At 44.4% G+C, this 26,852-nt stretch carries 17 protein-coding genes and 3 pseudogenes; 6 read left to right on the forward strand and 14 right to left on the reverse strand.

Annotation, left to right across the window (positions count from 1 at the left end; translation table 11 throughout):
- Positions 1–66: 66 nt before the first annotated feature.
- The 4 genes from ITG10_RS04275 to ITG10_RS04290 all read right to left on the reverse strand — a co-directional run bounded on the left by ITG10_RS04275 (position 67) and on the right by ITG10_RS04290 (position 6,473).
- The gene (locus ITG10_RS04275) at positions 67–3,174 is read right to left on the reverse strand and encodes a beta-galactosidase (protein WP_017632563.1); all 3,108 of its coding nucleotides are present in this window, start codon (positions 3,172–3,174) and stop codon (positions 67–69) included.
- Positions 3,175–3,320: 146 nt separating this feature from the next.
- A complete protein-coding gene (locus ITG10_RS04280; protein WP_017632562.1) occupies positions 3,321–4,547 on the reverse strand; it encodes an extracellular solute-binding protein in 1,227 nt (408 codons plus the stop codon).
- Between the two features lie 154 nt (positions 4,548–4,701).
- A complete protein-coding gene (locus tag ITG10_RS04285; protein ID WP_017632561.1) occupies positions 4,702–5,553 on the reverse strand; it encodes a carbohydrate ABC transporter permease in 852 nt (283 codons plus the stop codon).
- Positions 5,553–6,473: a sugar ABC transporter permease gene (locus tag ITG10_RS04290; protein ID WP_017632560.1), complete on the reverse strand. Its 921-nt coding sequence runs from the start codon at positions 6,471–6,473 to the stop codon at positions 5,553–5,555. Before ITG10_RS04290 ends, ITG10_RS04285 begins: the two co-directional genes overlap by 1 nt.
- Positions 6,474–6,769: 296 nt before the next feature.
- Here ITG10_RS04290 and ugpC point away from each other — a divergent pair, with 296 nt between their 5' ends.
- The 3 genes from ugpC (at position 6,770) to ITG10_RS04305 (ending at position 10,153) form a co-directional block, all read left to right on the forward strand.
- Positions 6,770–7,852, forward strand: a complete 1,083-nt coding sequence (gene ugpC / locus ITG10_RS04295; RefSeq protein ID WP_017632559.1) for a sn-glycerol-3-phosphate ABC transporter ATP-binding protein UgpC — start codon at positions 6,770–6,772, stop codon at positions 7,850–7,852.
- A 268-nt stretch (positions 7,853–8,120) separates the two neighbouring features.
- Positions 8,121–9,461 (forward strand): MATE family efflux transporter, encoded by a 1,341-nt coding sequence (locus tag ITG10_RS04300; RefSeq protein WP_017632558.1) that lies wholly within the window; start codon positions 8,121–8,123, stop codon positions 9,459–9,461.
- A gap of 389 nt (positions 9,462–9,850) precedes the next feature.
- Positions 9,851–10,153 carry a DUF1330 domain-containing protein gene (locus ITG10_RS04305; protein WP_017632557.1) on the forward strand — a complete coding sequence of 101 codons (303 nt, stop codon included), beginning with the start codon at positions 9,851–9,853 and terminating at the stop codon, positions 10,151–10,153.
- Between the two features lie 191 nt (positions 10,154–10,344).
- On the opposite strand, the gene ITG10_RS04310 is transcribed toward ITG10_RS04305, so the two are convergent.
- Both ITG10_RS04310 and ITG10_RS04315 read right to left on the reverse strand, forming a co-directional pair.
- Positions 10,345–12,042, reverse strand: coding sequence for a solute:sodium symporter family transporter (locus ITG10_RS04310; protein WP_017632556.1), 1,698 nt, complete (start codon positions 12,040–12,042; stop codon positions 10,345–10,347).
- Positions 12,043–12,144: 102 nt separating this feature from the next.
- The gene (locus ITG10_RS04315) at positions 12,145–14,268 is read right to left on the reverse strand and encodes an alpha-galactosidase (RefSeq protein ID WP_017632555.1); all 2,124 of its coding nucleotides are present in this window, start codon (positions 14,266–14,268) and stop codon (positions 12,145–12,147) included.
- A gap of 248 nt (positions 14,269–14,516) precedes the next feature.
- On the opposite strand from ITG10_RS04315, the gene ITG10_RS04320 reads away from it, so the two are divergent.
- Together ITG10_RS04320 and ITG10_RS04325 are read left to right on the forward strand one after the other, a co-directional pair.
- The gene (locus ITG10_RS04320) at positions 14,517–15,590 is read left to right on the forward strand and encodes a LacI family DNA-binding transcriptional regulator (protein ID WP_017632554.1); all 1,074 of its coding nucleotides are present in this window, start codon (positions 14,517–14,519) and stop codon (positions 15,588–15,590) included.
- Positions 15,591–15,864: 274 nt separating this feature from the next.
- Positions 15,865–16,988: pseudogene (locus ITG10_RS04325) on the forward strand (phosphatase PAP2 family protein).
- Here ITG10_RS04325 and ITG10_RS04330 read toward each other — a convergent pair.
- A complete protein-coding gene (locus ITG10_RS04330) occupies positions 16,972–17,901 on the reverse strand; it encodes a LysR family transcriptional regulator (RefSeq protein WP_026084417.1) in 930 nt (309 codons plus the stop codon). The pseudogene ITG10_RS04325 and the gene ITG10_RS04330 sit on opposite strands and share 17 nt — an antisense overlap.
- 101 nt (positions 17,902–18,002) lie before the next feature.
- Between ITG10_RS04330 and chrA the strand changes: the two genes are divergently transcribed.
- The gene (gene chrA, locus ITG10_RS04335) at positions 18,003–19,148 is read left to right on the forward strand and encodes a chromate efflux transporter (RefSeq protein ID WP_017632552.1); all 1,146 of its coding nucleotides are present in this window, start codon (positions 18,003–18,005) and stop codon (positions 19,146–19,148) included.
- Between the two features lie 113 nt (positions 19,149–19,261).
- On the opposite strand, the gene ITG10_RS04340 is transcribed toward chrA, so the two are convergent.
- The 7 genes and pseudogenes from ITG10_RS04340 to ITG10_RS04370 form a co-directional block, all read right to left on the reverse strand.
- The gene (locus ITG10_RS04340) at positions 19,262–20,278 is read right to left on the reverse strand and encodes a tetratricopeptide repeat protein (RefSeq protein WP_017632551.1); all 1,017 of its coding nucleotides are present in this window, start codon (positions 20,276–20,278) and stop codon (positions 19,262–19,264) included.
- Positions 20,275–21,245 (reverse strand): annotated as a pseudogene (locus ITG10_RS04345) (type II secretion system F family protein). Before ITG10_RS04345 ends, ITG10_RS04340 begins: the two are co-directional and overlap by 4 nt.
- A 3-nt stretch (positions 21,246–21,248) precedes the next feature.
- Positions 21,249–22,214 carry a type II secretion system F family protein gene (locus tag ITG10_RS04350; protein ID WP_017632549.1) on the reverse strand — a complete coding sequence of 322 codons (966 nt, stop codon included), beginning with the start codon at positions 22,212–22,214 and terminating at the stop codon, positions 21,249–21,251.
- 10 nt (positions 22,215–22,224) lie between these two features.
- Positions 22,225–23,676, reverse strand: a pseudogene (locus tag ITG10_RS04355) (CpaF family protein).
- 33 nt (positions 23,677–23,709) lie between these two features.
- Complete coding sequence (locus ITG10_RS04360; protein ID WP_026084416.1) at positions 23,710–24,924, reverse strand: AAA family ATPase; 1,215 nt, start codon at positions 24,922–24,924, stop codon at positions 23,710–23,712.
- A 203-nt stretch (positions 24,925–25,127) separates the two neighbouring features.
- On the reverse strand, positions 25,128–25,424 hold the full coding sequence (locus ITG10_RS04365) for a hypothetical protein (RefSeq protein WP_206598121.1): 297 nt from the start codon (positions 25,422–25,424) through the stop codon (positions 25,128–25,130).
- Entirely contained in the window at positions 25,387–26,844 is a 1,458-nt protein-coding gene (locus ITG10_RS04370) for a type II and III secretion system protein family protein (RefSeq protein ID WP_026084415.1), read from the reverse strand. The genes ITG10_RS04365 and ITG10_RS04370 overlap by 38 nt, the downstream gene beginning before the upstream one ends.
- Positions 26,845–26,852: the final 8 nt, after the last annotated feature.

A 26,852-nucleotide genomic window follows, 5' to 3' on the forward strand; every position in this document is an offset into this window, starting at 1 on the left:
CTATCAGAGCATTTGGCCTACTATGATCTTTTTACTATCCAACCTATATAAAACCATTGCTATCAACTAGCTAGGAAAGAACCGCACTTGATAGTGGTAATGTTCTCGTTGCAACTTGAATTCATCGTGGACACTTGGTGTCCATGAATCATCACCGCCCACGCCCATATGAAAACCATCGACATAGACAAACAACTGGTCTTGCTCGATAAGGTCACAAGTATGTTTTGCTTTTTGTAACTGTTGCTGTCCAAAACGGCTCACTGAGAACTGGAAATCGCCCTGTAATTCAAATCCACCAATCACCGCTTCACGCACGTCACAACGCAGCCCGCAGTCGGAGGGAAAAATATAAGGAGTATGCATCTGCTCGATACTCTGTTGATACAAGCCCATATGCGCAGCTAATTTACGATCAGGATAGTTTTCATGCGGGCCTCGACCAAACCATGCCACATTTTCAGGCACATCAGCTAAAGCAAACGTAAGCCCAACACGCGGCAGTGATGGCAATCCTTTTGCCGCTTCAACATGTACATCAACCTTCACCTCACCATCGGAAAATAACTGATAGCGCCATGTTGATAGCAGTCGCACTTGCCCGGAAACAACGTGTGCAATTCTTGAAGTCACCGCAACACAGTTACCCGGAGTGCCGAAAGTAAACTCGATACATTCTGGAGACAGCTTATCTAGCCCCATGGCTTGCCAACGCGCAATCCAAGAGTTGGGGTCAATTCGATTGGCTTCACTAACACCAATATCATTATCCAGTGGCGCACGATAGAAATGGTCTCGAATACCACTCGCCAATTGCTCGATGCCTCTTAGCTGCCAGCTTTCTAGAGTACCAGTGAGTCGATTAAATTCGACCTGATAATCGTCTCCTCGAATCGTCAATGTGGTTCCCATTTCTTGAACTTTAGGAGGTTTCGCGGAGAGGTTCATATCGAGTAACAATTGCGGTGCTGCAGGCAGAAGTAATTGTTCACTCGCGGTAACGTGCCCTTCATTAGCCCATGACGTTTTTGCACTCAATACCACCTCTACGTTCAAGTGGTTGAGCGCATTAATTGAAGGCGTCACGTCGACGCCATCCAACTCTAAACGTGTGCAAGAATCCGGTTCAATTAGCAGCTCAATACTACCTTGGCTTTGCACCTCACCATCTTGGGTGATACTCCAGTTCAAGGTTTCAATCTGACTCGTATGGAATAAGTGCTCACTGCGTATCTCAATGACCAAAGGTGACGCAGAAATTAGAGTGAACTGATAAAACTGCTGCGCTTTCTTCACTTCATGCAGGGTGGGATGAACTGTCCTATCTGGGAAAACCAAGCCGTTGATACAGAATTGGCGGTCATTAATGTCATCACCAAAATCACCACCGTACGCCCAATAAGGCTGGCCGTTTTTATCTTGTTTGGTGATGCCCTGATCGACCCAATCCCAAATAAAACCGCCTTGCAGCCTTGGGTTATCGCGAAATGCTTGCCAGTATTTATCAAAGCTACCTAAGCTATTGCCCATCGCATGTGCGTATTCGCACAAGATCAGCGGGCGCTGTTCATTAGGCAAGGCAATCGCTTTACGAATACCGACACGCGGCGTGACCTCAGGTTGATGCTCAACCACAGGTAAATCCCAATCGACACGAGCATACATTGGACACAAAATATCGGTCGCAGCCGTGTTTGCACCACCGCCCTCATACTGAACAGGGCGAGTTGGATCGGCTAGCTTCACCCATTGGTACATCGCGTGGTGATTGCGACCAATCCCCGATTCATTCCCCAGCGACCAAATGATGATACTGGCGTGGTTCTTATCACGCTCCACCAAACGAGTCATGCGACGCATATAGGAATTGAGCCAAGAAGCATCGTCCGACAAGCGACACATCGGGACTTGCCCATGAGTTTCAATATTTGCTTCATCGACCAAGTACAAACCATATTCATCACACAACTCATACCACATCGGGTGATTCGGATAGTGCGCGGTTCTGACGGCATTAAAATTGTTCTGCTTTAGCAGCTTGATGTCTTCAATCATCCCTTCTTTAGTCATGGTATGACCAAGCTCCGGATGATGCTCATGTCGATTCACGCCTCGAATTAGCAGCGGCTTACCGTTCACTTTTAGCAGCCCATCACTAATCTCGACGCTACGGAAACCAACATCGTAAGCCTCACAATCGATCAATTCGCCCTTTTCATTCTCCAATGAGATAACACAACGATAGAGATAAGGTGATTCAGCGCTCCACTTGTGTGGATTGGCGAGTGAGTGTTGACTGTGTGCCACTTCCTGCCAAGGCCCTTTTTCGTCGACATATCTTTGCCCAAAACCAACCACATCAGGCTCATTCACTCGATGACCTTGCGCATCATACAGCTCAACCTTTACCTGATAAGCACCACTACTCTCGTTATCATTTTTTGATATTTTGACATCGACATTGAGCTGCGCATCACGATAAGCACCATCTAATTGAGTTTCAATTCTTACATCTTCTATCGCTGTCTTTGGCTTGGTGAGCAAAGTGACATCACGGAATATACCGCTCAACCACCACATATCTTGGTCTTCAAGGTAAGAGCCATCCGACCAACGCAGTACCATCACCGCAAGTGTATTTTCACCCACACTAAGATACTCAGACAGATCAAACTCGGCTTGCAATCGGCTGTCTTGCGAATACCCCACCCATTTACCGTTACACCACACATGAAAGGCGGAGTTAACGCCATCAAAAGCTAGCCTATGGGTATCCAATAACGCATCTTCTGTACATTCAAAACGAGTTCGATATAGCCCTGTTGGGTTATCGTTTGGCACAAAAGGAGGCGTATCAGCAAAAGGGTATTTCACATTGGTGTAGATAGGTTTATCGAAGCCCTGCATTTGCCAATTACTTGGGACATCTATCTGCGCCCATTGTGAGTCATCAAAGTCTTGAGATACCGATTCTTCACTCACTAGCTCGGGGGCAGAAAACAACTGAAAGCGCCACTTTCCATTCAAAAAAAGCTTACGCTCAGAACGTTTAGCGAGTGCGTCGGCACTTGAAAGATAGCCATTCAAAGGCGCGTGAGCCTCAATGACATTGTGATGAGTAACGTGTTGGTTTTCCCACTCGCGAGCCGAGATGATTTGAGAAAAGTTTCTCATGGAGCATTCCTTACTATAAACCGTGTAACGTGAATCATTGCGAGTGCGACTGAGTGACAACAAGCGCTAGCGAGCTAAACAAAGGCATTGGCAATGACAAACGAGAAAAGAAAAGCCGCAACCAAAATAGCTGCGGCTCATGAGTCTTACTTGAAGGCGCGTTTACTCACCTTATCCAGTTTTTTCAAGATCTTATCGATTCGTTCAGGGTGAACCATAAACTCTTGGAAACCTTTCATACCTTCTTTGGCCATTGCTGGGTTGGTGTCACGGTCGTAGAACTGAGCAGTACCTGCGCTTGACGCTAACATCGCAACGCCTTTGTCTAAGAACGGATCAGATTTCGCCTTGGCTTTGTTGTTGGTTGGGATCTGTAGCAGCATCTCATTGATCAGTTGTTGGTTTTCAGCGCGAGCTACAAACTCAAGGAACTTACGTGCATCTTCTTTGTTCTTCGCCTTAGAAGGAATGTGCAGCGTATCCATTGGTGCATCTTCAGACATAGGAATGCTTGGGTCGATCACCGGGAATTGGAAGAAATCCATCTTGCCATCCAACTCTTCAGGGAAGTTTGGCGTGATGAAGTTACCCATCAGGTACATCGCTGCTTTGCCGTTATACAAGAAAGGCTGCGCTTCTTGCCAAGAGTAAGACGCGTGATTCTCAAGGAAGTAGCCTGGCTCAACTAATTCTGCCCAGTTAGCGAAGGTTTTCTTCACACGCTCATCTGAGTAAGGCACCTTGCCATCCATCAACTGGATATGAAAATCAAGCCCATTGGTACGCATGTTGATGTAGTCAAACCACCCTGCCGCAGTCCATAGGTATTTAGTGCCTATCGCGAATGGCGCAACACCATTCTCTTTCAACGTTGCAGACGCTGATTTCAGGTCTTCCCACGTTTTCGGCTCACCAATGCCGTATTGTTCAAAAATGTCTTTGCGGTAGTAGATACCCCATTGATAATACGTGTATGGCACACCATATTGCTTATCTTGCACTGTCATCGCAGGAGCGGCGGCAGCAAAGTCTTGCTTCATGTTTTTGTCTGCCCAAATGTCACTCACATCTTCAAACAAACCACGGTCAACGAAGGCTTTCATTCGGTTACCCGCATACCAGAACACCACATCCGGCGGCGAAGTCACCAGCCAGTTACGGATCGTGGTCTTATACGACTCATGGTCATATAGGTTGTACTTCACCGTAATATCAGGGTTCTCTTTCTCAAAGCGACTGATGATCTCTCCCCATGCCTCTTTGGGTGCAGGATCGGACGCATCTGAGTTAATGACTAACGTGCCCGCAAAAGCAGTGGTAGTCAGAGAGGCAGCAAGCACTGCAGAAGCAGCGATATGTTTCACGTATTTCATATTAAGGTCCTTGTTGTGGAGCTAAGCTCACTAAGTCCAATTTTTATTATTGTGTTGCGTAGAGTTTGTCGTGCTTGGTTACTCTTTTTGTATTAATCCACGATGGATTGGGTTCAATAAAGGCACCCGTTAAGCCAGCGCCTTTACATGGTTTCTATCCTTTCGTTGCGCCTAATGTGAGGCCAGCAATGAAGTGCCTTTGCATGGTAAAGAACAAGACAACAGGTGGAATCGCAGCGACAACCGCGCCTGCTGACATAAATTGCCAAGACGCTAACCATTGCCCTTGCAGAGAACTTAGTCCCGCAGTCACAGGGCGAACTTCGTCACTCTGTACTAGAACTAACGCCCAAAAGAAGTCATTCCAGATGAAGGTAAACACCAGTACCGACAATGCCGCTAGCGCAGGGCGAACCAATGGCAACACCACATGCCAAAATATTCTCCATTCACTCACCCCTTCAACACGTGCCGCTTCAATCAATGCGTCCGGAATTCCTACAATGAAGTTACGCATAAACAAGGTACAGAACCCGGCTTGGAAGGCGATATGGAAGAAAATCAACGCCCAGTGCGTATCGTAGAGACCAAGGCCAATCGTTAGGTCACGTACTGGGATCATCAGGATTTGGAATGGTACAAAGTTACCCGCGATGAACATCGCAAAGATCCACACATTGGCTTTGAAGTTGTACTTCGCCAAAGCGTAGCCCGCCAGTGTCGACAACGCCACAGCCCCTGCGACCGCAGGTAAAGTGATGATCAAACTGTTGATTAAGTACTGCCCCATCGAGGTCGAGGTAAAGACTTGGGTATAGTTTTCAATGAACTGAATCTCGCTCGGCCAGCCCCAGTAGTTACCTTTGTTGATGTCTTCCATCGAACGGATCGATGTCATCATCACCGCGATCAATGGCAACAACCACATCACGATCGAGAGCGGTAGAGCAACGCGATAACTGATATTAGTAAAGCGGCCAGCTTTTTGAATTGGTTGCGGATACATTATTTTTCACTCCTTAACATACGCCACAAGAAGTAAGCGATATAGATATCCATGATCAGGAATAGCACTACCGACACCGCGGCACCGTAACCCATGCGGTAGTTAAAGATAGACTCTTCATACATTTGATACGCCAGAACGGTTGAGCTACCCCAAGGGCCACCAGCAGTCATGGTCGCCACTAGATCGAATGAACGCAGTGCTCCAATCACGGTAACAACGACCGCGATAAAGGTAGCTGGCCTTAACTGAGGCAACACCACATACCACAACATGCGCCACTTCTTAGCTCCATCAAGGCGAGCCGCTTCTAACTGTTCAGGGTCGAGGTTATTCAGCCCCGTTAAATATAAGATCATGCAATAAGAGATCTGTGGCCATAAACCCGCAGCGATGATTCCGTAGGTCACATAGTCCTCATCGGCAAGTATCGAAATGGGTTCGAAACCAAGTGTTCCAAGAGCAATATTAAAAAGACCAAAAGAGGGATCATAGAACCAAGAAAATACGAGACCGACCACCACTTGAGAGATAACAAACGGGAAGAAAAACAAAGATTTTACGACACGAATGCCCTTCACTTGTTGGTTGAGAAAAAGGGCAATAGCCAAGCCACACGGTGGCGCGAGCATAAAGAAGATCAACCAAAGGAAGTTATTCGTTAACGAAGTATAAAAAGCATCAGAATCAAAAAGCTCACGATAGTTCTCAAGCCCCACCCACTCTTTTTCACCTAAGCCATCCCATTCAAAGAAGCTCAACCAGATACTGTCTAAAATGGGGTAGATAACATAGAGCGAAAAGATAGCGATAGCGGGCGCTAAGAATAACCAAGGGGACACCTTGGAACTGATACGCCGCTTTTTATTGGCTGATGGGGTACGATTTTCTGGGTATATCGTTTTCACAGATTGCTCCATTTCCCGAAATTCCTTGTCTTCAAAGCTTTATTTTCCATTTGATGAATTACCAGTCATTTTCGTAAATTCAATCAAGCAGCTCAGCGTTTATAGTAATTACGTTCAAATATTAGGCTTATTGATAACATTACGCACGGTTATGTTTCATTTCTGTAAACGTTTCCACAAAAAACAATATGATTTGTAAAATTTGTATGACGAGGATCAATAATTCATGCGAGGCATCTAACAAATTTCTGATGAAAGCGTATGTTTTAAAGGCAAAGTGATGTAGTCCAACGAGGCAAGGAGAAAGCATGGCTGATATCAGCTTAAAACAGGTCATCAAGCGTTACGGTGATATACAAACCATCCATGGTGTTGATTTAGAGATAAATAATGGCGAGTTTGTCGTATTTGTTGGCCCGTCTGGTTGTGGTAAATCAACCCTCCTACGCTTAGTGGCAGGCCTAGAAGAGATCACGGAAGGTGAGATCCATATTGGCAACGACCTAGTTAATGATGTTGATCCCGCTGAACGTGGTGTCGCGATGGTGTTCCAGTCTTATGCACTCTACCCTCACATGACTGTTGAAGAGAACATGGGCTTTGGCCTGAAGATGAATGGCGTCGCCAAAGAAACCGTCGAGAAACAGGTCACCAGTGCTGCGAAGACGCTTCAGCTAGAACCTCTATTGAAACGTAAACCTAAAGAGTTATCGGGTGGACAACGTCAACGTGTCGCTATCGGTCGAGCAATAGTTCGTAACCCAAGAGTGTTTTTATTCGACGAACCCTTGTCTAACCTAGATGCAGAACTTCGTGTCGATATGCGCTTACAAATCGCTAAATTGCACCAAGATCTGCAAAACACCATGATTTACGTAACGCACGACCAAGTCGAAGCAATGACACTTGCGGACAAAATCGTCGTGCTTAGAGACGGTCGAGTGGAGCAAGTAGGCTCACCTCTAGAACTGTACCACTCTCCTCAAAATGAATTTGTGGCAGGTTTTATCGGTTCTCCGAAAATGAACTTCTTACCTTGTTTGGTCAATAGCACCTCTGAGACTCATGCCCAACTGACCGTTAATGGCCTTAGTAAAATTACTCTGCCTCTGCCAAGTGATGGCCTTGCTGAAGGACAAAAGCTGACTCTTGGTATTCGACCAGAACATCTAGAGATCAATGGCGAGTCAGATATCACGATTGAGTTCCAGAGCGAAGTGGTAGAACGATTGGGCAACAGTACTTATATGTTTGGCCAATCATGTGGCGTTGATAGCTTTAAAGTTCACCTTCCCGGAGATCAAGAGGTCACTCGTTATCAGTCCCTCAATTTAAATTTCGCATCCATTAATTGCCACCTATTTGATGCTGAAGGTCAACGTATTAACTAGCTATTTCACACGGTAGAGCTGGTTCGAAAGGCTAGCTTTACCTAGGTCGTACTGTCCTTACTCTTCAGTGCTTGCCTCCCTTCTTTACTGCTTATCTCTCTATGAAACGATTCAAAAAGTTTCATGCACCCTGCTTAGTTTTTGGCTCTAACGACCTTATTGGTATTTTCTTTACCCTTAATAGCTATCCGGACATTAATTTGATAGTCGTTTACTAAATAATCGCTAAACTATAGTGTCGCCTACCCCTTTTTTTGAGAAAACCTAAATGCCTAATGCTGATTCCACCCTAAACAAACGTATGGGAATCGTTGCGCTCACCTGGCCAATTTTTATCGAAGTTCTTTTAAGAACGGCACTCAACACCAGTGATGTATTCATGTTATCCGGATACTCAGACAAAGCCGTGTCTGCCGTTGGTGTTATCTCTCAGATATCCTTTTTCCTAATCATCGTCTCGACTATGGTCAGCAGTGGTACTGGCATTCTAATCGCCCAATATAACGGCGCCTCTCGCGACCTAGAAAGCGCACAGGTCGGCGTTGCCAGCATCATATTGGCGATTGTTACGGGTGTATTGTTGAGTATTTTCGCCGTGCTAGGCGCTGAGTACTTTATCCCACTCTACCAACTTGAACCTCAAGTCGAGCAGTACGCTCAAGAGTATCTGTTCATCAGTGGTGCGCTGACCTTTAACGTCACGATAGGTGTAGTGCTCACCACAATCCTACGCAGTCATGGCTATTCAAAATCACCCATGGTCATCAATATGATTGCGGGTGTAATTAACGTGTTCGGTAACTACTGCGCACTTTACCAACCTTTTGGCCTGCCGGTTTACGGCGTGCAAGGCGTAGCAATTGCGACCGTCATTAGCCAAGTTATCGGGATGTTTATCTTGATTGGTGTCGTGAGAAATAAAGGCATTGATCTACCACTGAAACAGTTTAAATCGGTACCTAAAGCCATCTACCAGAAGATCATTAAGATTGGCTCGATGAACGCCGGAGAAGTGCTGTCTTACAACATGGCGCAGATCACCATCATGTTCTTTGTCGTGCAAATGGGCACGGCTTCGTTGGCAGCATTCACCTATGCACAAAACATCGCTCGCCTCTCTTTTGCGTTTGCATTGGCGATTGGTCAGGGCAGCCAAATTCAAACCGGTTACTACATCGGCAAAGGTTGGATTGATGAAATCGCCAGCCGAGTGCAACGTTATTTCGTGGTTGGGTTTATTGCTTCGACCACCATTACCTGCGTGATCTATCTGTTCCGTTTCGAGATTCTGGACGTGTTCACACAAGACCTTGAAATTCTCGCGCTGACAGCCTCTCTGATTGCTGGATCTATTATTTTAGAAGCAGGTCGCGTGTTTAACCTGATCTTCATCTCTTGTTTGAAAGCCGCTGGCGACATCAAGTTCCCAGTGAAAATGGGCATTGTTAGCATGTGGGGAATTGGCGTCGCAATGAGCTATCTACTTGGTGTGCATTGGGGTTATGGCGTATTTGGTGCTTGGATGGCAATCGCGATGGATGAATGGTTCCGCGGGTTAATCATGGTTCGTCGCTGGCGAGCAAAAAAATGGACTCGCTTCTCTTTGTAATCCAATAAAAACAAGTACCTACACTACACGTTAGGCATCTCAGTTATCACAACTGGGCTGCCTTTCATAGTATTTGGCCTACGATGTTTCTTCCCGTTTATTAGCTGTACGGCTTCCATACCCTATCCGTTCAATCCCCTCCTAGTTCTAATCACACCTCTACTCTTCATTACCTTCCATCCAATATATAAAGTTTACCTGAGGAAAGCATTATCAACATTTCCTATATAAAGATTATTCAATCGTAGGGATTATCAAACAGGGTCACTCGAACTACTATTATTTCGTCCGCTAGCCAAGACGTTAGCAAGATAGCGACTAAAACGACTAAAACGACTAATAACTAAAGTGCATGCTCATTCAGAGCGCACAACGTGGAGAACATCACTATGTCTTACTATTCAGTACTAGAAGTAACACCAACAACAGACGCATGGGTTGCCGATTACATTGGCCCTGCAAACAAACTGGTTGCTCAATACGGCGGTAAATACCTAGCGCGTACTTCTAGCCACGAACGCCTTGAAGGCGACGCAGAACAGCCTGCACTTCGCATCATCATCGAGTGGCCATCGAAGCAAGCTGCGGTAGATTTCATGAACGATCCTGGTTATGTTCCACACCTAGCAGCACGCACCGCAGGTTCAGTTAGCCACCATGCGCTTATCGAAGGTAAAGACGACCTAGCGTAATCAAGAGTCCAATTCTTGGTTAATGGCTATGATTAAACATGACCATTTCCTTAAGTAGAAAAGCCGCACCATCATTGTGATGGTGCGGCTTTTTATTGTTCGATATAAAGTATTTGGCCTATGATGAAATTTTTACTTATCTAACTATTACTTCTCAAATAATCAGATAGTTAACAAGTTATCTTAGAGCATCAAGCCGTCGCGTTAGCGCCCTTCTTTCGTTTTGCTAGTCGTCCAAAAATACCAAGCAACATAACAATGCCACACACACCATAAACTTGCATGATGGTTGGATCGTCAGATACAAAACCAACATTAGAGAACATAACGTAAGCGCCAAGCACCATGTAAAGAATGATCGCTGAAGCCTCGAAGCGGAACTCCCACGGCGTCACATCGATATTTTCGTTTACTGGCATCTCGTATTCAGATTCACGAGGCATAAAGTGACCAATGATAAACATCAGCGTGGTACATACCACGAACAGAATCGCCAATTGGTGTAGGAAGTGAATCGGTGTTTTGAAGATTAGCTGCATTGCCGCATAAGAACTTACGAACACCACCAGCGCCACTTTTGCTGCTAGAGCAGGCACACGTTTAGAGATGTAACCAACAAATACGATGGTAAAGATTGGCACACTAAAGAAACCAGCCACCATTTGTAAATACTGGAACAAGCCTTCAGGTGCGTACATGATGAAAGGAGCGATACATACCGAGATAATCGCAATCACAACACCAAAGATACGTCCTTTACCGACCAGTTCTTCATCTGTTTTACCTTGACCAAACAGCGGCTTATACACGTTCAATGCAAACAAGGTAGTAGAGCTGTTCAGCACCCCGTTGAAGGTACTCAGAATCGCACCAAACATCACGGCAACGAAGAAGCCCACCAAAGGCTTAGGCAATACTTCGTTAACCAAACGAGTATACATGGTATCTGGGTTGCCCGCATCAGCACCAAACATGTGGAATGCAATAATACCTGGAATGATCAGGAACAGCGGAGAGATAACCTTAATTGCACCGGCAAGGATGACACCTTTCTGTCCTTCTTTTAGGTTCTTAGCACCCAATGCACGTTGGATGATCGATTGGTCAGTACCCCAGTAATACAAGTTCACCAACAGTAGACCTGTGAACAATGTCGAGAACGGCAGTGGATCGCTTTCTGTACCGACAGATTGAAGCTTCTCTGGCGCCGCATACAGCAGAATGTCTAGACCCGCACCAAAGCTGCCCTCACCCAGTACCATCAAGCCAAATACTGGAATCATCATGCCACCGACAATCAGACCGATACCGTTGATAGTATCTGCGATGACCACAGCTTTGAGGCCACCATAAATCGCGTAAAAGAAGCCAAGCAACCCAATAGTCGCCGAAATTAGCGCTATCGAGCTAAATTCAGAGATATTCAGTAAGGCTTGAACATCGAAGATTTCACCCAGAACAACGGCACCAGCGTAAAGTGTGGTTGGCAAAATATTGATAACGTACTGGCACAAGAAAAGCAGTGTCACGAACTTCTTCACAGACATGTCGTAACGGCTTTCCAAGAAATCTGGAATGGTGGTAATGCCTTGCTTCAAATAGCGAGGAACAAGCATCAATGCGATGATGACCAACGTGACACCCGATGCAACTTCCCATCCCATCACACTCATGTTATGCGTGTAAGATTGGGCACTCATGCCCACAAAGCTGGTGGCGCTTAGGTTAGTTAAGATCAGTGAACTGGCGATCAGACCACCGGTCAGGCTTCTTCCGCCAAGAAAGAATCCATCTTGTGAGGTGTTTTTATCGTTCTTAACTTTGTTGTAGGTATACGCGACAACAAAACCAGTAAACAACAAAAATGACAGCAGAACTGTAATAGACATTTTGTTTTCCTTTCGTTTAGTTATTGCGGCAGCACTACCTCGCTGCCGATTATAATTTTTATATTTAGATTTTTATTTGTAGGGGTACTCAGAGTCAGAAATTCACATCTTTTTTAGATGCACAATTAAGGCTGACTCCGGGTCTAAAATAGGTAAGGTCAATCCAATTTCTTTGAGGTTGTCACCGCTTAACGTCAGTGTTTTATCCAACCATTGAGGGCGTTGCTTCATCAGTTGGAAGCTGGTTTGCGGCATCTCCACCAGCTTCACTTGGTATTGAGCGCTGTCCTCGACGCAGCTGATTCGAAGGGGTGACGGAAGCGCATGATCTGGCATGGCTAATTGGCACACCGTCATCAACATCTCGTCATCATTTTGCACACCATAAATGTTCTGATTCTTATCCGCAGGATCCATACGGAAGCTACGACCAGAATGGAGAATATGGCGGAACTGTTTATGCAGAGCGATATAGTGAGAAAAGGTCTTCTTCTCTTCTTGGGACTCTTTTACTGGGTCTAATTCAACACCCATGTGCCCCATTAATGCCGTTACACCGCGCATATTGATACTATGACGACGATTCGTTGAGTGGCACTCAGCTGGGCCAATGTGTGCGCCCATCACTTCTGGTGGGAAGAAGTAACTCATGCCCTTTTGAATCGCTTGACGCTCAAGTGCATCATTACAGTCCGATGCCCAAAAACGATGGGTGCGCTTAAGGATTTCAAAATCGATACGGCCACCACCAGAAGAGCAAGATTCAATCTCAACCTCTGGGTGTGCTTCGTTAAGTTGGTCAACTAAGCGATACAAAGCCTGAGTTTGACCGTGTACTGCCGCTTTACCGTTATGGCCAGGTTGAACCAATTCACGGTTCATATCCCACTTGAGGTAGGTGATGTTGTAGCGAGTGAGCAGATCATCTAAGCGTGAGAATAGGTAATCAAAGCACTCTGAATTTTGCAGATCTAAAACATACTGCCAACGACCTGAAGGCTGATGATAGCCTTGCAAACCAAGCACCCAATCAGGGTGGTTACGATATAGATTCGAATCTTGGCTCACCATTTCAGGCTCAACCCAAAGACCAAACTCCATACCTTGCTGGTTAACATGGTCAATAACAGGCTCTAAACCATTTGGGTATTTCGCTTCATCAAGATACCAGTCGCCTAACGCTGCACGTTCGCCGTCACGCCCAACGAACCAACCATCATCAATAATGAAACGCTCAACGCCCATCACACCGGCTTCCGTCGCCATCTGCATGATGTACTCAGGTTTATGATCGAAGTAGATCCCTTCCCAAGTATTTAAGTGAACAGGACGTGGCTTATCGGTTGGAAAGTTGATGATGTTATCGCGAACAAATTGCTGAAAACGCTGAGCGATACCATTCAGCCCTGAATTGCTGTAACAGCCAAATAGCCAAGGTGTTTGATAACTTGCTTGAGGTTCAAGAATGGATTCGCCCGCCAGCAATAACTCGCCAGCTTGGACAAAACGACGACCGTCACTACGAACATCAGCACGCATTTGGTGGTTGCCACTCCAACCTAAGTGAAAGCCCCACACCAAACCTTGTTGCTCTGAGAATCCCTGAGTACCCGCAAACATACCCGGAAAATTTTCGTGAGAAGTTCGACCGCGGCGGTTCTCTTGCATGAAACCACCGTGCTCAAATCGCTGACGCTGTGTTTGAAACTCATGACACCAACGTCCATGGAACGTCATCAGCTCATTAGCATGATTCGGAAGTGGCAGTGTTGAGGACAATTTGTTGAGGTAGTATTTACTGTCGCCTTTATTGGTAACCGTGACACGTTTTTGAACCACATCAGATTGGTAATCAAGCTTAATTTCGACTGTCAGTTCAAGCTTGGCTACCGTGTCTTCAAGAACAAACGTCGCTTGCTGCACGTTAGCTTCACCGTCTGTAGTACCAGTTTCAACGCGCGTGGTATTGAATACAGGCGCCCAATCCAAGCCATCACGATGCCCTTCAACTCCCGGTGCGTTAAAGTGGCCGCTGCCCAGTTCAGGACAAAGTGAAAGAGGCACATCGACATCGAGGCGCGCTTGAGAAATCGGTCTCTCAGTTGATAACAGCAGATCTTCATCAATACTGGCGATCTTCGCTCCCCAGTGCAGGATCTCTGGAACACGTCCTGATTTGATGATCAAACTGTGGTTTTTACTTGTTAGATGAATAAACTCGCTCATAGCCAATCTCATATTGTTTTCGTAAACATAATTTGAGATTAATAGTGAACCTAGAGATTATAGTTAGTACCAAACAGAACAAATAACGTGATCTAAAAGCAGTTAATCCTTATAAAAATTTGCACAAGATCGACTGTTTTCGGAAACATAAATAGTGTTTCAAATGACATTTATTTGAAGGTGTACAAGGTTTATTTCATCAAGATTGGTTAGGCTTATTTCATTGTCAAAGTTCTATGAGCAGAATAATGAGTGTCACCTTTAAAGATGTCGCAAAGCTAGCAGGAGTCTCTACCCAAACCGTTTCTCGAGTGACAAATGGTTCAGAGAGCGTCGCCGAATTAACACGTAACAAGGTTAATGCGGCTATTAAACAGTTGGGATATGTACCAAACAAGGGCGCGCAAATGCTCAGTCGAGCGAAGTCCACCAGCGTTGGGTTGGTGACTCTCGATATGGCACTGCATGGTGCTGCGATGATCGCCAATGGTGTGCGAATGCAGGCTCATGACATGAATTATGGTATCGCTTTTTCTGTTGTATCAGAGCCCAACCTCGCTAACACGCGTGAAGCTATCCGTGAATTGATGGCTCAACAGGTCGACAGCATCATTCTGAATGTGCCTTTAAAAAGTGTCGATGCAGAGTTATTAGTCGAACAATACCAACACTTAAATCTTATCTTCATTGATGTCCCTTCTAACAGCCAAGTGAACTATGTTTACGGTGATCACGCAGAAGGAGCAAAACTTGCAGCTCAACACCTGATAGAGAGTGGGCGAACTCACTACCTATTGATCACGGGGCCGAATGAATCCAGTGCATCACAGATTCGTCACCAGAGTTGGTTAGCAGCGTTATCAGATGCCGATTGCAAAGTGCAGTATCAATACCAAGGAAACTGGCAAGCAGAAAGTGGTTACCTTGGTGTTCGCGACGCTGTCGCCAAGCAAGCCGCATTTGATGCTGTGTTGGTGGCAAGCGATCAGATGGCATTAGGAGCATTACGCGCCCTGCAAGAACTTCAAATTCCAGTGCCTGACAAGGTCGCAGTCGTCGGTTTTGATGGCATCGAAGACAGCGCTTTCTTTAACCCACCATTGACCACCATCAAGCAAGACTTCACCACGATTGGTCGACAAGCCGTAAAACTTGCAGAGAAACTCAACGCGAATTCACAAGATTCTTTGCTACAGCACCATATCGAAACTTCATTACTCACAAGAGAAAGCAGCCAACCTAAAGTGACTGCTCATTATGAGAAACAAGAGATAGAGCGACTACTGCAACGGATTCAAACCCTTCTGCCTGAATCGAGATGAAAAGAAAAAGCGCTAGGGGGAGCTAGCGCTTTAAGACCAACTAAGTCCGTTTAGCCTGGTAGGTTTTTGAGCTATATCATGGGGATATAACCAATTTTTTTACTTAGGTAAATCAAAAAGCCTATTCTTTACGACTGCTTTGAGCCGTAAATTAAGTATAGTCGGGTTGTGAAAAATGGAAGGAATTATTTCGTTTATTTTTGCTAAAGCGAATAAAGCTAAAGTAGCAAAGGAGCTTAGATGAACTAACCTTTAATCATGATAGGAAATCTTGATGAGGGGTTACATGGATCCAGAGACGACAACCGCTAAACCCATTCCTCAAAAAGATAAATCAAGCTTGTTATCGTCTTTACTTTATGAATTCAGAAGAAACAAACTGATTTTGTACTATGTTGCATTCACAACTCCGGTAACACTGATTGTAAATTATTTCGTGCCTCACGAAGTTCGGTACAACATCTATACCTACTTAGAGATTTTGGCGACAGTCTGCTATGTCACCTTTATATTATGGGCAACATACTACTACTGCTACCTGTTGTTTAATCGAGAAAAAAGACCCACGAAACAATTTATCAAGAAAATCAGAACACTGTTGTTCCCGATATCAAAGCCGATCTATTTTGTTCTGTTGATGCTCGTTTTGAATATCTCGTTCCTAGCTACACCTTCCTAAAATCTGTAATCCCTTACCTTAATCCATACTTTTTAGATCTCGATTTTTACAATCTAGATAAATGGCTGCACTTTGGCATTTCACCTTGGGAAATTACTCACTTTTTCCTGCCTAATGCGATAGCTTCACTCGCCATCAATATCTTGTATAACTTATGGTTTTTTATCATGTGGGGGATGCTACTTTACTTTGTTATTCACCGTAAAGATGACCAACTTCGTAACCAGTTTTTGCTCACGTTCTTGAGCTCGTGGTTTATCATTGGCAACATTATGGCGACCCTTCTTTCATCGGCTGGACCCGTTTATATTAGCTACTTCAATGACCAAGATTTGTATCTCCCTTTGATGCAAAGATTAGACATGCAGAGCGCAGAACTCACTGAGCGTGGTTTGTTTTCTTTGTGGGCTCTCAGCACTCAAGATGCCTTATGGGCAAGTTATGAAGGAGGTATTGGAGATATAGGGACTGGAATATCAGCCATGCCCAGTATGCACGTAACAATATCTGTGCTGATAGCGATGGCATCATTCAGACTAAATAAGAAACTCGGTTACACAGCATGGCTGTACGCCTTCTTTATTCAAATTGGCTCTGTTCATCTAGCCTGGCATTACGCCATCGATGGCTATGTCGGCACTCTATTTGTTGTTATCCTCTGGCACTTGATCGGTTACTTACTCAGAAAGAACTCAGCCCCAATCAGCCTTCAGCAATGACAACCTCTACCGCTTGGGTAATTACTTTCCTCAAGTGCGTGTTTTTATCGTCTAATTGCTTTCCTTTGCGATAAACAAGCTGTATATCGAAATCAGGAACATCTATAGGTGGCGGAACTGCTATCAATGAGCTGTCAACATTAGGGTCAGTTCGGGCGACCAATTTAGGCACAATACACAGCAACTTCCTGCCACTTATCAGTCGTTTTACCGTCAAAAAATTACTCGATGCAATCGCCACTTTTCTCGTATAACCAAGTTGAGCTAATTTAAGGTCTACGCCTGTTTTTAGAGAACCATTAGGGGAAACTAATGCATGCTCGACAGACACAAATGTCTCTAGCGACATCGGTAGTTCAACACCAAGCACTGAGCTATCAAGTAAGCAAACATGCTGCTCGGTGTAGAGTTGCTCAATACCAAACAGCTTAGGTACCTCTCCAAAACTACCTATCGAGATATCAAGCTTTGCCTCTTCAAATACATGCTGATAGTTGCTTCGATTAACATTAAAAAATGCGACTTGAGAGTTTGGTGAAGCTTCTTTGATCAAATCGAATATCATTGGGCCAAACATCTGCTCTGCGTAATCCGTCAGCCCTATTTTCCAACTACCTTTGAAACTCTCGGTCTCAAAACGTTTAGATAACAGGACTTCAGACTGGATGGTATTCAGTAGCGCGTCCACGGTGCTTGATAGTTCAATGGCTCGATCGGTCGCCTCCATCTTGCTACCTACACGCTCAAACAAAGGGTCATCAAACAACTTTCGTAGCCTTTGTAAGCTATGGCTCATCGCAGATTGGCTGACATAACAACGCTCGGCAGCCTTACTCACGCTATTCGTTTTATACAAAGCCTGCAGTGCAATCAATAAGTTAAGGTCGATCCCTTTCCAATTAAAATCAGCCATACCAAGCAACCCATTTCATTCATATTTATAATTAAAATAATTAATTTGAATCATAGTCTAACTCCACCTAAATTACGCTAAACATTTATCTGGAATCGATCATGCTTTCAATTTTTAAAACCTTTTTTTGGCTTGGCTGGATTAGCTTTGGTGGACCAGCAGCACACATTGGCTACTTCCGTAAAACCTTTGTTGAGAAACTGAATTGGTTGTCCGACGAAGAATACGGGCAGATTGTCGCTCTTAGTCAATTTCTACCGGGGCCAGGTTCAAGTCAGGTTGGCTTTGCGGTTGGCTACAAGAAAGGTGGATTAACAGGTGCTATTGCTGCGTTTGTCGGCTTCACTTCCCCATCTGTGATTCTGATGCTGATATTGGCGTTAGTGAGCAACCAACTATTGGAAGCACCACTTTTCAATTCAATCATTCACGGGCTTAAGTTATTAGCGGTAGTGGTTGTAGCTGATGCAACCTTTGGTATGTACAAGAACTTTTGCCAGTCGAAGATAGCGACCGCCTTATGTATGATCACCGCGATTGTTCTGCTACTGATTCCAGGCATCTGGCCTCAAGTTTTAGTGCTTCTATTTGCAGCGATGGTTGGTAGTAAGTTCTTGACGTCTCAAGAGCTAAAAACGACACCTTCAACACAAAAAATATCGGTAACGCCTCTCGTGATTTTTGTTGCGTTATTGGTTGGTCTGCCTCTATTCAGTGCTTACTCTCAAGGTATTGAAGTGTTTGGCCTATTCTACCAAGCAGGTAGCTTAGTATTCGGTGGCGGCCATGTGGTACTCCCATTGCTACAAAATGGTATCGGCGACCAACTGTCTCAAGATGCCTTCCTAACAGGTTATGCAGCAGCACAAGCAGTACCTGGGCCTATGTTTACACTTGCGACTTACTTAGGTTATGTATTGATGCCGTCAGCACCGATCACAGGCGCACTGTTAGCGACAATTGCAGTGTTTTTACCAGGCTTCTTATTACTACTAGGTGTATTGAAAAACTGGCAAGCAATTGCAAGCAAACCTCTGGTTGCTGGCGCTCTTACTGGTGTGAATGCGGCAGTTGTAGGTCTACTACTTGCAGCCCTGTATCAACCTATCTTCACAAGTGCGGTGAGCAGCGACATAGACTTCGCTCTGATCATTATCGGTGTATGGCTATTGAAAACAATGAAGATGCCGATTGTAGGGTTAGTTGGTACCTTTATCGCGGCAGGTGCGCTGCTTAACTATTTATAATTAAGCACTTAGATACCAAACTTTAGATACGAAACTGAGTTACAAATAATAGCCCCTGACAAGGAAACTCATCAGGGGCTATCTTATTTAGAATGACTTAACTTGATAGAGTGCTATATCGGGGTGCTTGCTTTCATTTCTCTTACCTCTGCCAACGCTCTATTTAGGTTCTCATTGGCAATTTTGTAGTAAGAAGGTTTTTTATCGATCGCTTGTTGAAGATAGGGAATCGCTTCATCAGGTCGACCTTGGATAATCAAAAAATACCCGACATTATTCAACGCTTCGGGAGCATCCATATGACGCATGAAAACGTTGATCGCCTTTTTCACATCACCTGATGCTAGGTAGATAAGTGCAAGGTTGTTCTGAGCTTTCTCATTGTTAGGTTCTATCTCTAACGCCGAACGCGTGTATTGATACGCTTCTTTGTAGTTACCATACATGTAATGGGAGTAGCCCATGTTCAACAAGGCTTTTACTGAGGTTTTATCGATAGTGAGCGACTTTTTAAAATACTCTTGAGCTATTTGATGCTTACCTTCAACATCCTCCAATACCCCAATTCCCATATAAGCGAGTGCTGGCGACATGCTATCCACCTTCAAGGCCGCCACTTCGCTCTGACTTAACGCTTGGTAATTTTTAGTCGTTTCACTGCTTTTAAGGCGAACTTGATCGGCATTAATTGCTTTAAAGAAATAACTTCGCCCTTCATCTGTGCGACGCTGCTTGGTATATAGAACCCCAAGTTGCTCCAACACTTCGGTATGCGCCGGATTAAAGTCTAATGCCGCCAGATAGGCTTTTTCAGCGAGCGCGTAGTTGCCTCTCGATGAGTGAATTCGGCCAATCGTAAACAGCGTTTTATCGTGAAACTCTTGTTCAGGGAAAGACAGAGATCGGATGTACTCATAAAGCGCCAAATCGATATTGTTGTCTCTTAGCGCGACATCACCTCGCATGATCGCTTCTTTTTCACTGACCGGAGGATCATCACTGGTTAAAGTGTCAATGGGCTTCCCTGAATACAACTCTGCATCAAACTGATTAGTCGACTCATCAGACGATGCACACCCAAGAATCATCAACGACAGTAAAAGTAAGATTATTCTATTCATTCGCATCATAAACTCGCTCCTGGAGATGTGAGTGCATCCATTACAATCATCATTCCGGGCCCAAGAGCAACGATAAAGAAGCAAGGCCAAATGAATAACAACATAGGAAATAGCATTTTTGTGGGGATTTTCGCCGCAACTTCTTCCGCAGCTTGTTGACGTTTATCTCGAAAGTCATCGGTATAATCACGCAAGGTTTGCGCTAGGCTCCCCCCATTCTTGAAGCATGGGAGAGCAAAGAGACAAGCCCCTCTAATTCATGAAGACCAGTCCGTTCAACGAGTTGAGTCAAAGCATCAGGCATCGTGACACCCGCCTGAATTTTAGCGCATACGGTATCTAACTCATCGGCAAGCTCGGGTTGTGAGATATATAGCTCGTTAGCTACTCGCCCTAGCGCCGCATTAAAACCAAGGCCTGATTCCGTACAAACAACCAATAGATCGAGCGCATCAGGGACCCCATTTCTAATTTTTCTCTGTCTCTCTTTTTGCATGTTACTCAATATAACATTGGGTAAAAAAGTACCGACAAAGATACAAGTCACAATCAATAAGTTGTTGTAACTGTCGCCTATCGCTAAATAGAACACCACAAATGCACAGACAAACCCAATTAGAGCGGAAAGCACTTTGAAGGCGTAAAAGACAGAAAGTGCACTTTTTTCATGGTAACCCGCATGCATGAGTTTTTCTGAGTAAGTCTCGTTGTCTTTCTTGTTCCCGCGTCCAATGAATGGCGTTAACGACTCCAAGGTGTTAGTAAAATCGTACGATTTCCGACCACTCGTGTGATTATCTCCGGAGATCTGTTTTAACTTTTTATCTAACGGGGAACGAGTACCAACAAAGAGAAAACCTAGTGTGAAGGTGAGTAACATAGTGGTGAACAGGAGCATCCCGTAAAGCAAGGTTTGACTACTGATACCAAACTCAGACAGTGCTTGCTTCCATACTTCTAAATCAAAGAATTCCATAATCTATATCTCAATATTTACTATTTTTCTTATCCACAGCGCCCCGATAGCCAACAAGATCACCCCAACACTGACCATGGATATTCCTCTAGGATCACTGTACAAAGGCTCAATGTATTCAGGGTTTACGAGTTTAAGACCGAAAAATAGTGCAAACGGAGAAAGAGTCACTATCCAAGCAGAAAGCCGACTCTCAGCTGAGAGAGTTTTGATTTTTCTTTCGAGTTTAAAGCGGGCTCTTAATACTTCAGATACTTTTTGCAGATTCTCAGAGAGGTTCCCCCCTGTCTCTTTCTGTAACATGACGGCACTTGAAAAAGCCAGCATCGAAACCGTCGGCACCCTTTCAGTCATTTGCATGATCGCGAGCCTTAAGTCATAACCATAATTGAGCAGGTTATAGGTGTTCTTGAACTCGACACCGATCGGCTCTGGCATCTCCTCACCCACCTCATTAAAAGACTGAACCAGTGGCTGACCGGCTTGTAAGGCCCTTCTAATAATATCTAAAGCTTCTGGTAGCTGTTCTTCAAATCGCGCCATTCTGTATGTCACTCGGTTTTGGACAAATAGGTAAGCCACGACCCAAGCAAACACGAAAACCCCCACACAAATAAACCATAATTGATTTAACACCAAAGTAATTAAAGCTAGTAAGGTTCCGCACAAGAATACAATGAATAAGAAGCGGCTTAATGTGAGCTTAAGACCCGCTAATTCCAGCATACGTTTAAGGTCGGCAAAGAAAGGAATAACAATTAATTTTCGGTCGAGCGGTGATAGTTCTTTGTTGTAGTGCTCTTTTAAAAGCGACAAGCTCTCTTCGTCAATATTTCTTTGTGTCTCTTTTAGACGGCGAGATAACTCTTTGTGTTTGGCTTTTTTCCCAGCAGCAGGTAATAGCAAGGCTTGCGAAATAAACAACACTGCAACAAATAATAGAACCAGCGAGACAGTTACGTTATCCATAATCCGTTCCTCAGCTATGTGATTCAGTAAAGAGCTCAAAAGGCAGATCAAGACCACGCTTAACCAATTGGTCATGAGACTGAGGAACGACACCAGTTGCGGTGTAATACCCTAGAATATTGCCATGCTCATCTATGCCTTGGCGTTGAAAGTGGAAAATCTCAGACATAGTGATGATCTCTCCTTCCATGCCGTTGATCTCTTGAATGCTAACCATACGACGCTTACCATCCTCTTGCCTTTCCATCTGAACCACCAAATGGATGGCAGAAGCAATCTGCGATCTGAGGTTTTTAGTTGAGATATTCCAACCCGCCATCGAAAACATGTTCTCTACACGACTGAGTGCATCTCTTGGTGTATTGGCGTGAATAGTTGCCAATGAACCATCATGACCCGTGTTCATCGCTGCTAACATATCCACCGCTTCACTACCACGCACCTCCCCAACAACAATACGGTCAGGTCGCATACGTAAGGTATTTTTGACTAGCTCTCGCTGACTGATCTCACCTTTTCCTTCAAGGTTTGCCGGGCGAGTTTCAAGACGAATAACATGAGGTTGCTGGAGTTGAAGCTCTGCGGAATCTTCTATTGTGATGATTCGTTGATCTCGTGGAATGAAACCAGAAAAGATATTGAGCGTCGTGGTTTTTCCTGACCCCGTACCGCCTGAAATTAATATATTGAGCTCACCTTTAACGGCCGCTTCTACAAACTTCGCCATTTGCGGAGAGGCTGACTTATATTCTAATAAGTTATCCATCGTTAGGCTGTCTACCGCAAAGCGTCGTATGGATACCGATGGGCCATCTAAGGCAAGAGGTGGAATAATTGCATTTACCCGAGAGCCGTCGGCCAATCGAGCATCCACCATAGGAGAGGCTTCATCAATTCGACGTCCCACTTGGCTAACAATACGGTCAATGATGTTTCTAAGATGTCTGTCATCCAAAAACGTATAGGGGGTCTTTTCTAACTTACCGCCTCGCTCAACGAACACATTCTTAGGCCCGTTAACCAAAATATCGGATACCGTTTTATCGGCCAGCAATGGCTCTAAAGGCCCCAAACCAAACACTTCATCTTCGATTTGTTTGATCACTCTTTTCCGGCCTTCCGCACTCAGAGCATGACTTTGATCGTCTGCCATTAACTGAACAATCGCTTCATGAAGGTCAACTTTAGCGCGCTCTTTTTCAAGACTAGAAAGCAGTCCAAGGTCGAGCGTTTCTAAGAGCTGTTTATGGAAATAGTGCTTAATTGAAAGCTCTTGTTCTAAGACTTTCTTTACTTCATTGACCGTTTTTTCCTGCTCTTTATTGGCATCTAAGCCTTTAAAAACAGCAGGTTAACTAACGACACCCTGAGGAAAGGTTGTGGCGTTGCCATTTTCTTGTTGAGAAAATTGTTCTACTTTCTTTTCAAACTCAGGGTTTATATTTTTTCGTTTAAAGAACATAACGATCCCTCATCTATGCTTAGAACAAACAGCCTATGAAAATATCTTTTTGAGCCAACTCTTCTCTTCTTGTTCAGGTGGAGAAAGAATATGAGACAAGTCGATAATCGAGCGTGTAATCGAGCTCTTCTTTTTGGACTCAACCAAAGGCTGACCTAAGTTGGCACTCTCCAATGCGACCTTAAAATCGTTCGGCATTAAATGGATGTCGTGCTTTCCAACGGTTTGTTCTATGTCTGATAACTTAATGGTTTGTCGCTTCTCATAACGATTCACAATTATCTCTATTGAGTCTTGTTGTAATCCGTACTCAAATTTTAGAGTTCTGACTAAACGGTTACTGTTTTTGACCGACACTAAGGTTTGTTGAGCAACGAGTAACACCTTAGTCGCTGGCGAGATGGCCGATGCGAAGATATGGTCTAACCCTCGAGAGAAATCAATAACGATGTAACGATAGAAGCGACGCAATACGGGCAACAATCTCCCAATCTTTTGAGCATGTTCATAATCATCCGCATTATTTTCATGTTTGAAGCTTAGAACGTGTAATCCTGAAGCATGCTTGTTCACTAAACTTCCCAAAGACATCTCGTCCAGGTCATTTGAGCTGTCGATAGCATCAGAAATACTGTAGGCGGGGGTGATATTCAAATATTCAGGAATAACTCCAAATTGAAGGTCGATATCAAGTAAAAGCACCTCATTAGGATGGTAACTTGCTATTTCAACGGCCGTGTTTAGCGCTAAGGTTGTCGCCCCCATTCCACCTTTGGTGTTAATAAACAGGAACACCTCCCCGTAGCTAGAGTTTTCAATTTTTTCCGCTGCGGTTTTCTTGAATAACGGTAAGAGACCAGAAATAGAAATGTCATGAGATAGGAAATCAGAAGCACCCAGTCTTAGCGCTATTTTTAATGATCCATTGTCATTCTCATCACCGAATACAACCAAAGATAAATCATGCTCTTCCAACTGCAGGTTATAGCTTTGCAGGTCGACCATTTTCTGAGCCCAACCGCCATTCGCTTCAACAAAGATAAGGTCCGGCGCATCTATATTTTTTACGTACTCTTCCGTCATGCCTAACAAAGAAAAAGGTTCTATGTGCACATTTCGACAACGTTTCAATTGCTGCCTCATATGAGCATGAAAGTTCTCACTGTTATAAATCAGCCATACATTCAAGTTGGTTTTAAGGCGAATCGCATCGTCTTCATTCGGTAAAATATCAATTGCTTCGCCCATATTCCCACCTGTCTTCATTGCGGACCTCTTGTCCTAATATCATCGAAAGATTTTTGGTGTACGTTAGACCAATTTCGATGACGGCATGGTTCACTGACAACCATTTCCATTTACCCTTTAGGCTTAAAATATCCAATTCGCCCAATGAGATTTTCTAAACAGTCACGATGGTTGGGTGCACTATTTGCACTCAATCATTTACATTAATTAAAGCTATTTAAAACCTGACTACTACTTCCGGTAAGATCCTCATCTCCCTTACCTACATAGTTGTCATACCCTGCTTGCATGCGCTCCCCGGTACCATCAGGTAAAACCTGCAAGTTCTCTTGAGTTGCATTCGGGTTGTACGTTTGCTCCATTTTCAGCTTAGCAACCGACTGACCTAAAAGGGCATCATTCGCACACCCCACCAATAAAACGACGAGAAAGACCATCATTGTTTTAATCATATCTATCTCCTTATAAATCATGACCAAATGAACCTTCGCTACCACCATCAGTTGGCGCGATGTCTTTAGCGGAACTTGAATTACTCTTGTCTTCAGAATCAGAAGGCTCAGCAATGTAAGCGCTTCTACCTAACAAGTAATATTCCAGATCATTAGGGTCAACAAAGGCATCAGTTGGTAGTGTGACTTTACTTCTATCTACTGGTTTAGCGAGTCGAGGAGTAACAAGAATGACCAACTCAGTCTCTCCTGAGATGTATTCTTGACTGTTAAACAGTTGGCCTAAAATCGGTACGTCACCAATACCCGGCATTTTGTTACTGACATCCCGAACATTCTCGCTCAATAGCCCTGCGATACCGATGGTTTGTCCATCTGCGAGTTCAAGCGTAGAAGAGGCGCTTCGACGTGTAATTGGTGGGATAAAGTAAGTCGCATTCGTTGAACCCGGGTCGATAGTTAATGAACTGCTGTTCGCAATCTCACTCACATCAACCGCTAAGTTCAGATTAATTTTCTGGTCGCTGAGTACGGTCGGTATAAATTTCAGCCCTACCCCATACTCTTTGTATTCAATAGTAATACCGTCATCGTCCGGAACAGGAATAGGGAACTCACCACCCGCTAAGAACTCGGCCTTAGAACCACTCAATGCGGTTAAATTCGGCTCTGCTAATACTTTCGCCACACCATTTTGCTTAGCGACATCCAATGCAAAAGTAAATAAGGTATTACTATCGATGAAAGACCCTAGAATCCCGTAATCAGTTGAGGTGGGGATATCGAAGATGGGTGTTGCGCCCAATACACCAGCAGGAACAGATGAAGCCCCCCACGAAAAGTTGGAACCACTGGTTTGGAAGAAGTGGAAATTAGCATCGAACTTTCTGACTAAACTTCTCTGAACCTCGGCGACAGTTACCTCTAACATCACCTGTTGGGCGCCACCGATAGACATTAAGTTAATAACACCAGTTGCAGCAGCTTGTTCACTGCCACTCTCTTTAGAATCATCTGCAGCCTGCCCTGCAGCGTAGGTTTCAGCAATTCTCATCGCCACATTCATTTTTTGTTGGTTACTGATTTGCCCACTCAACAACAAGCGATTCTGCGCGCTATGTACCTCGATAGTCTCGTCAGGAAGAAACTCATACAGCTTGGATTTCAGGCTATTAAGATCATGAGTCACCTCGATATTAATAGACTCAATCAACTGGCCTCGAGAGTCCCAAGCCATCAGGTTGGTTGCACCTAACTTGTTACCAATCAAAAACACTTCGTTAGATTTCAAAATCACGATGTCCAAAACATCAGGGTCGCCAAGCGAAACCTTGCTCGCTTTACCTGATAACACGACATGCGTCGATTTATGATGTGGAACCGTAACTGTTTTTCCGGTTTGCAATGCAGCAAAACTTACGTTCGAAAAACAAAGCAGGCTCAAAACACACGCTAATATTATTCTCATATCTCACC

The organism is Vibrio sp. ED004 (genome assembly GCF_023206395.1).
Classification (GTDB): domain Bacteria; phylum Pseudomonadota; class Gammaproteobacteria; order Enterobacterales; family Vibrionaceae; genus Vibrio.

Coding starts and splice junctions, on each gene's coding strand:
- chrA (WP_017632552.1), top strand. CDS start 18,003: ATGCTTTCAATTTTTAAAACCTTTTTTTGGCTTGGCTGGATTAGCTTT.
- ITG10_RS04285 (WP_017632561.1), bottom strand. CDS start 5,553: ATGTATCCGCAACCAATTCAAAAAGCTGGCCGCTTTACTAATATCAGT.
- ITG10_RS04290 (WP_017632560.1), bottom strand. CDS start 6,473: ATGGAGCAATCTGTGAAAACGATATACCCAGAAAATCGTACCCCATCA.
- ITG10_RS04275 (WP_017632563.1), bottom strand. CDS start 3,174: ATGAGAAACTTTTCTCAAATCATCTCGGCTCGCGAGTGGGAAAACCAA.
- ITG10_RS04320 (WP_017632554.1), top strand. CDS start 14,517: ATGAGTGTCACCTTTAAAGATGTCGCAAAGCTAGCAGGAGTCTCTACC.
- ITG10_RS04365 (WP_206598121.1), bottom strand. CDS start 25,424: ATGGTGGTAGCGAAGGTTCATTTGGTCATGATTTATAAGGAGATAGAT.
- ITG10_RS04370 (WP_026084415.1), bottom strand. CDS start 26,844: ATGAGAATAATATTAGCGTGTGTTTTGAGCCTGCTTTGTTTTTCGAAC.
- ITG10_RS04350 (WP_017632549.1), bottom strand. CDS start 22,214: ATGGATAACGTAACTGTCTCGCTGGTTCTATTATTTGTTGCAGTGTTG.
- ugpC (WP_017632559.1), top strand. CDS start 6,770: ATGGCTGATATCAGCTTAAAACAGGTCATCAAGCGTTACGGTGATATA.
- ITG10_RS04360 (WP_026084416.1), bottom strand. CDS start 24,924: ATGGGCGAAGCAATTGATATTTTACCGAATGAAGACGATGCGATTCGC.
- ITG10_RS04340 (WP_017632551.1), bottom strand. CDS start 20,278: ATGATGCGAATGAATAGAATAATCTTACTTTTACTGTCGTTGATGATT.
- ITG10_RS04310 (WP_017632556.1), bottom strand. CDS start 12,042: ATGTCTATTACAGTTCTGCTGTCATTTTTGTTGTTTACTGGTTTTGTT.
- ITG10_RS04315 (WP_017632555.1), bottom strand. CDS start 14,268: ATGAGCGAGTTTATTCATCTAACAAGTAAAAACCACAGTTTGATCATC.
- ITG10_RS04305 (WP_017632557.1), top strand. CDS start 9,851: ATGTCTTACTATTCAGTACTAGAAGTAACACCAACAACAGACGCATGG.
- ITG10_RS04280 (WP_017632562.1), bottom strand. CDS start 4,547: ATGAAATACGTGAAACATATCGCTGCTTCTGCAGTGCTTGCTGCCTCT.
- ITG10_RS04330 (WP_026084417.1), bottom strand. CDS start 17,901: ATGGCTGATTTTAATTGGAAAGGGATCGACCTTAACTTATTGATTGCA.
- ITG10_RS04300 (WP_017632558.1), top strand. CDS start 8,121: ATGCCTAATGCTGATTCCACCCTAAACAAACGTATGGGAATCGTTGCG.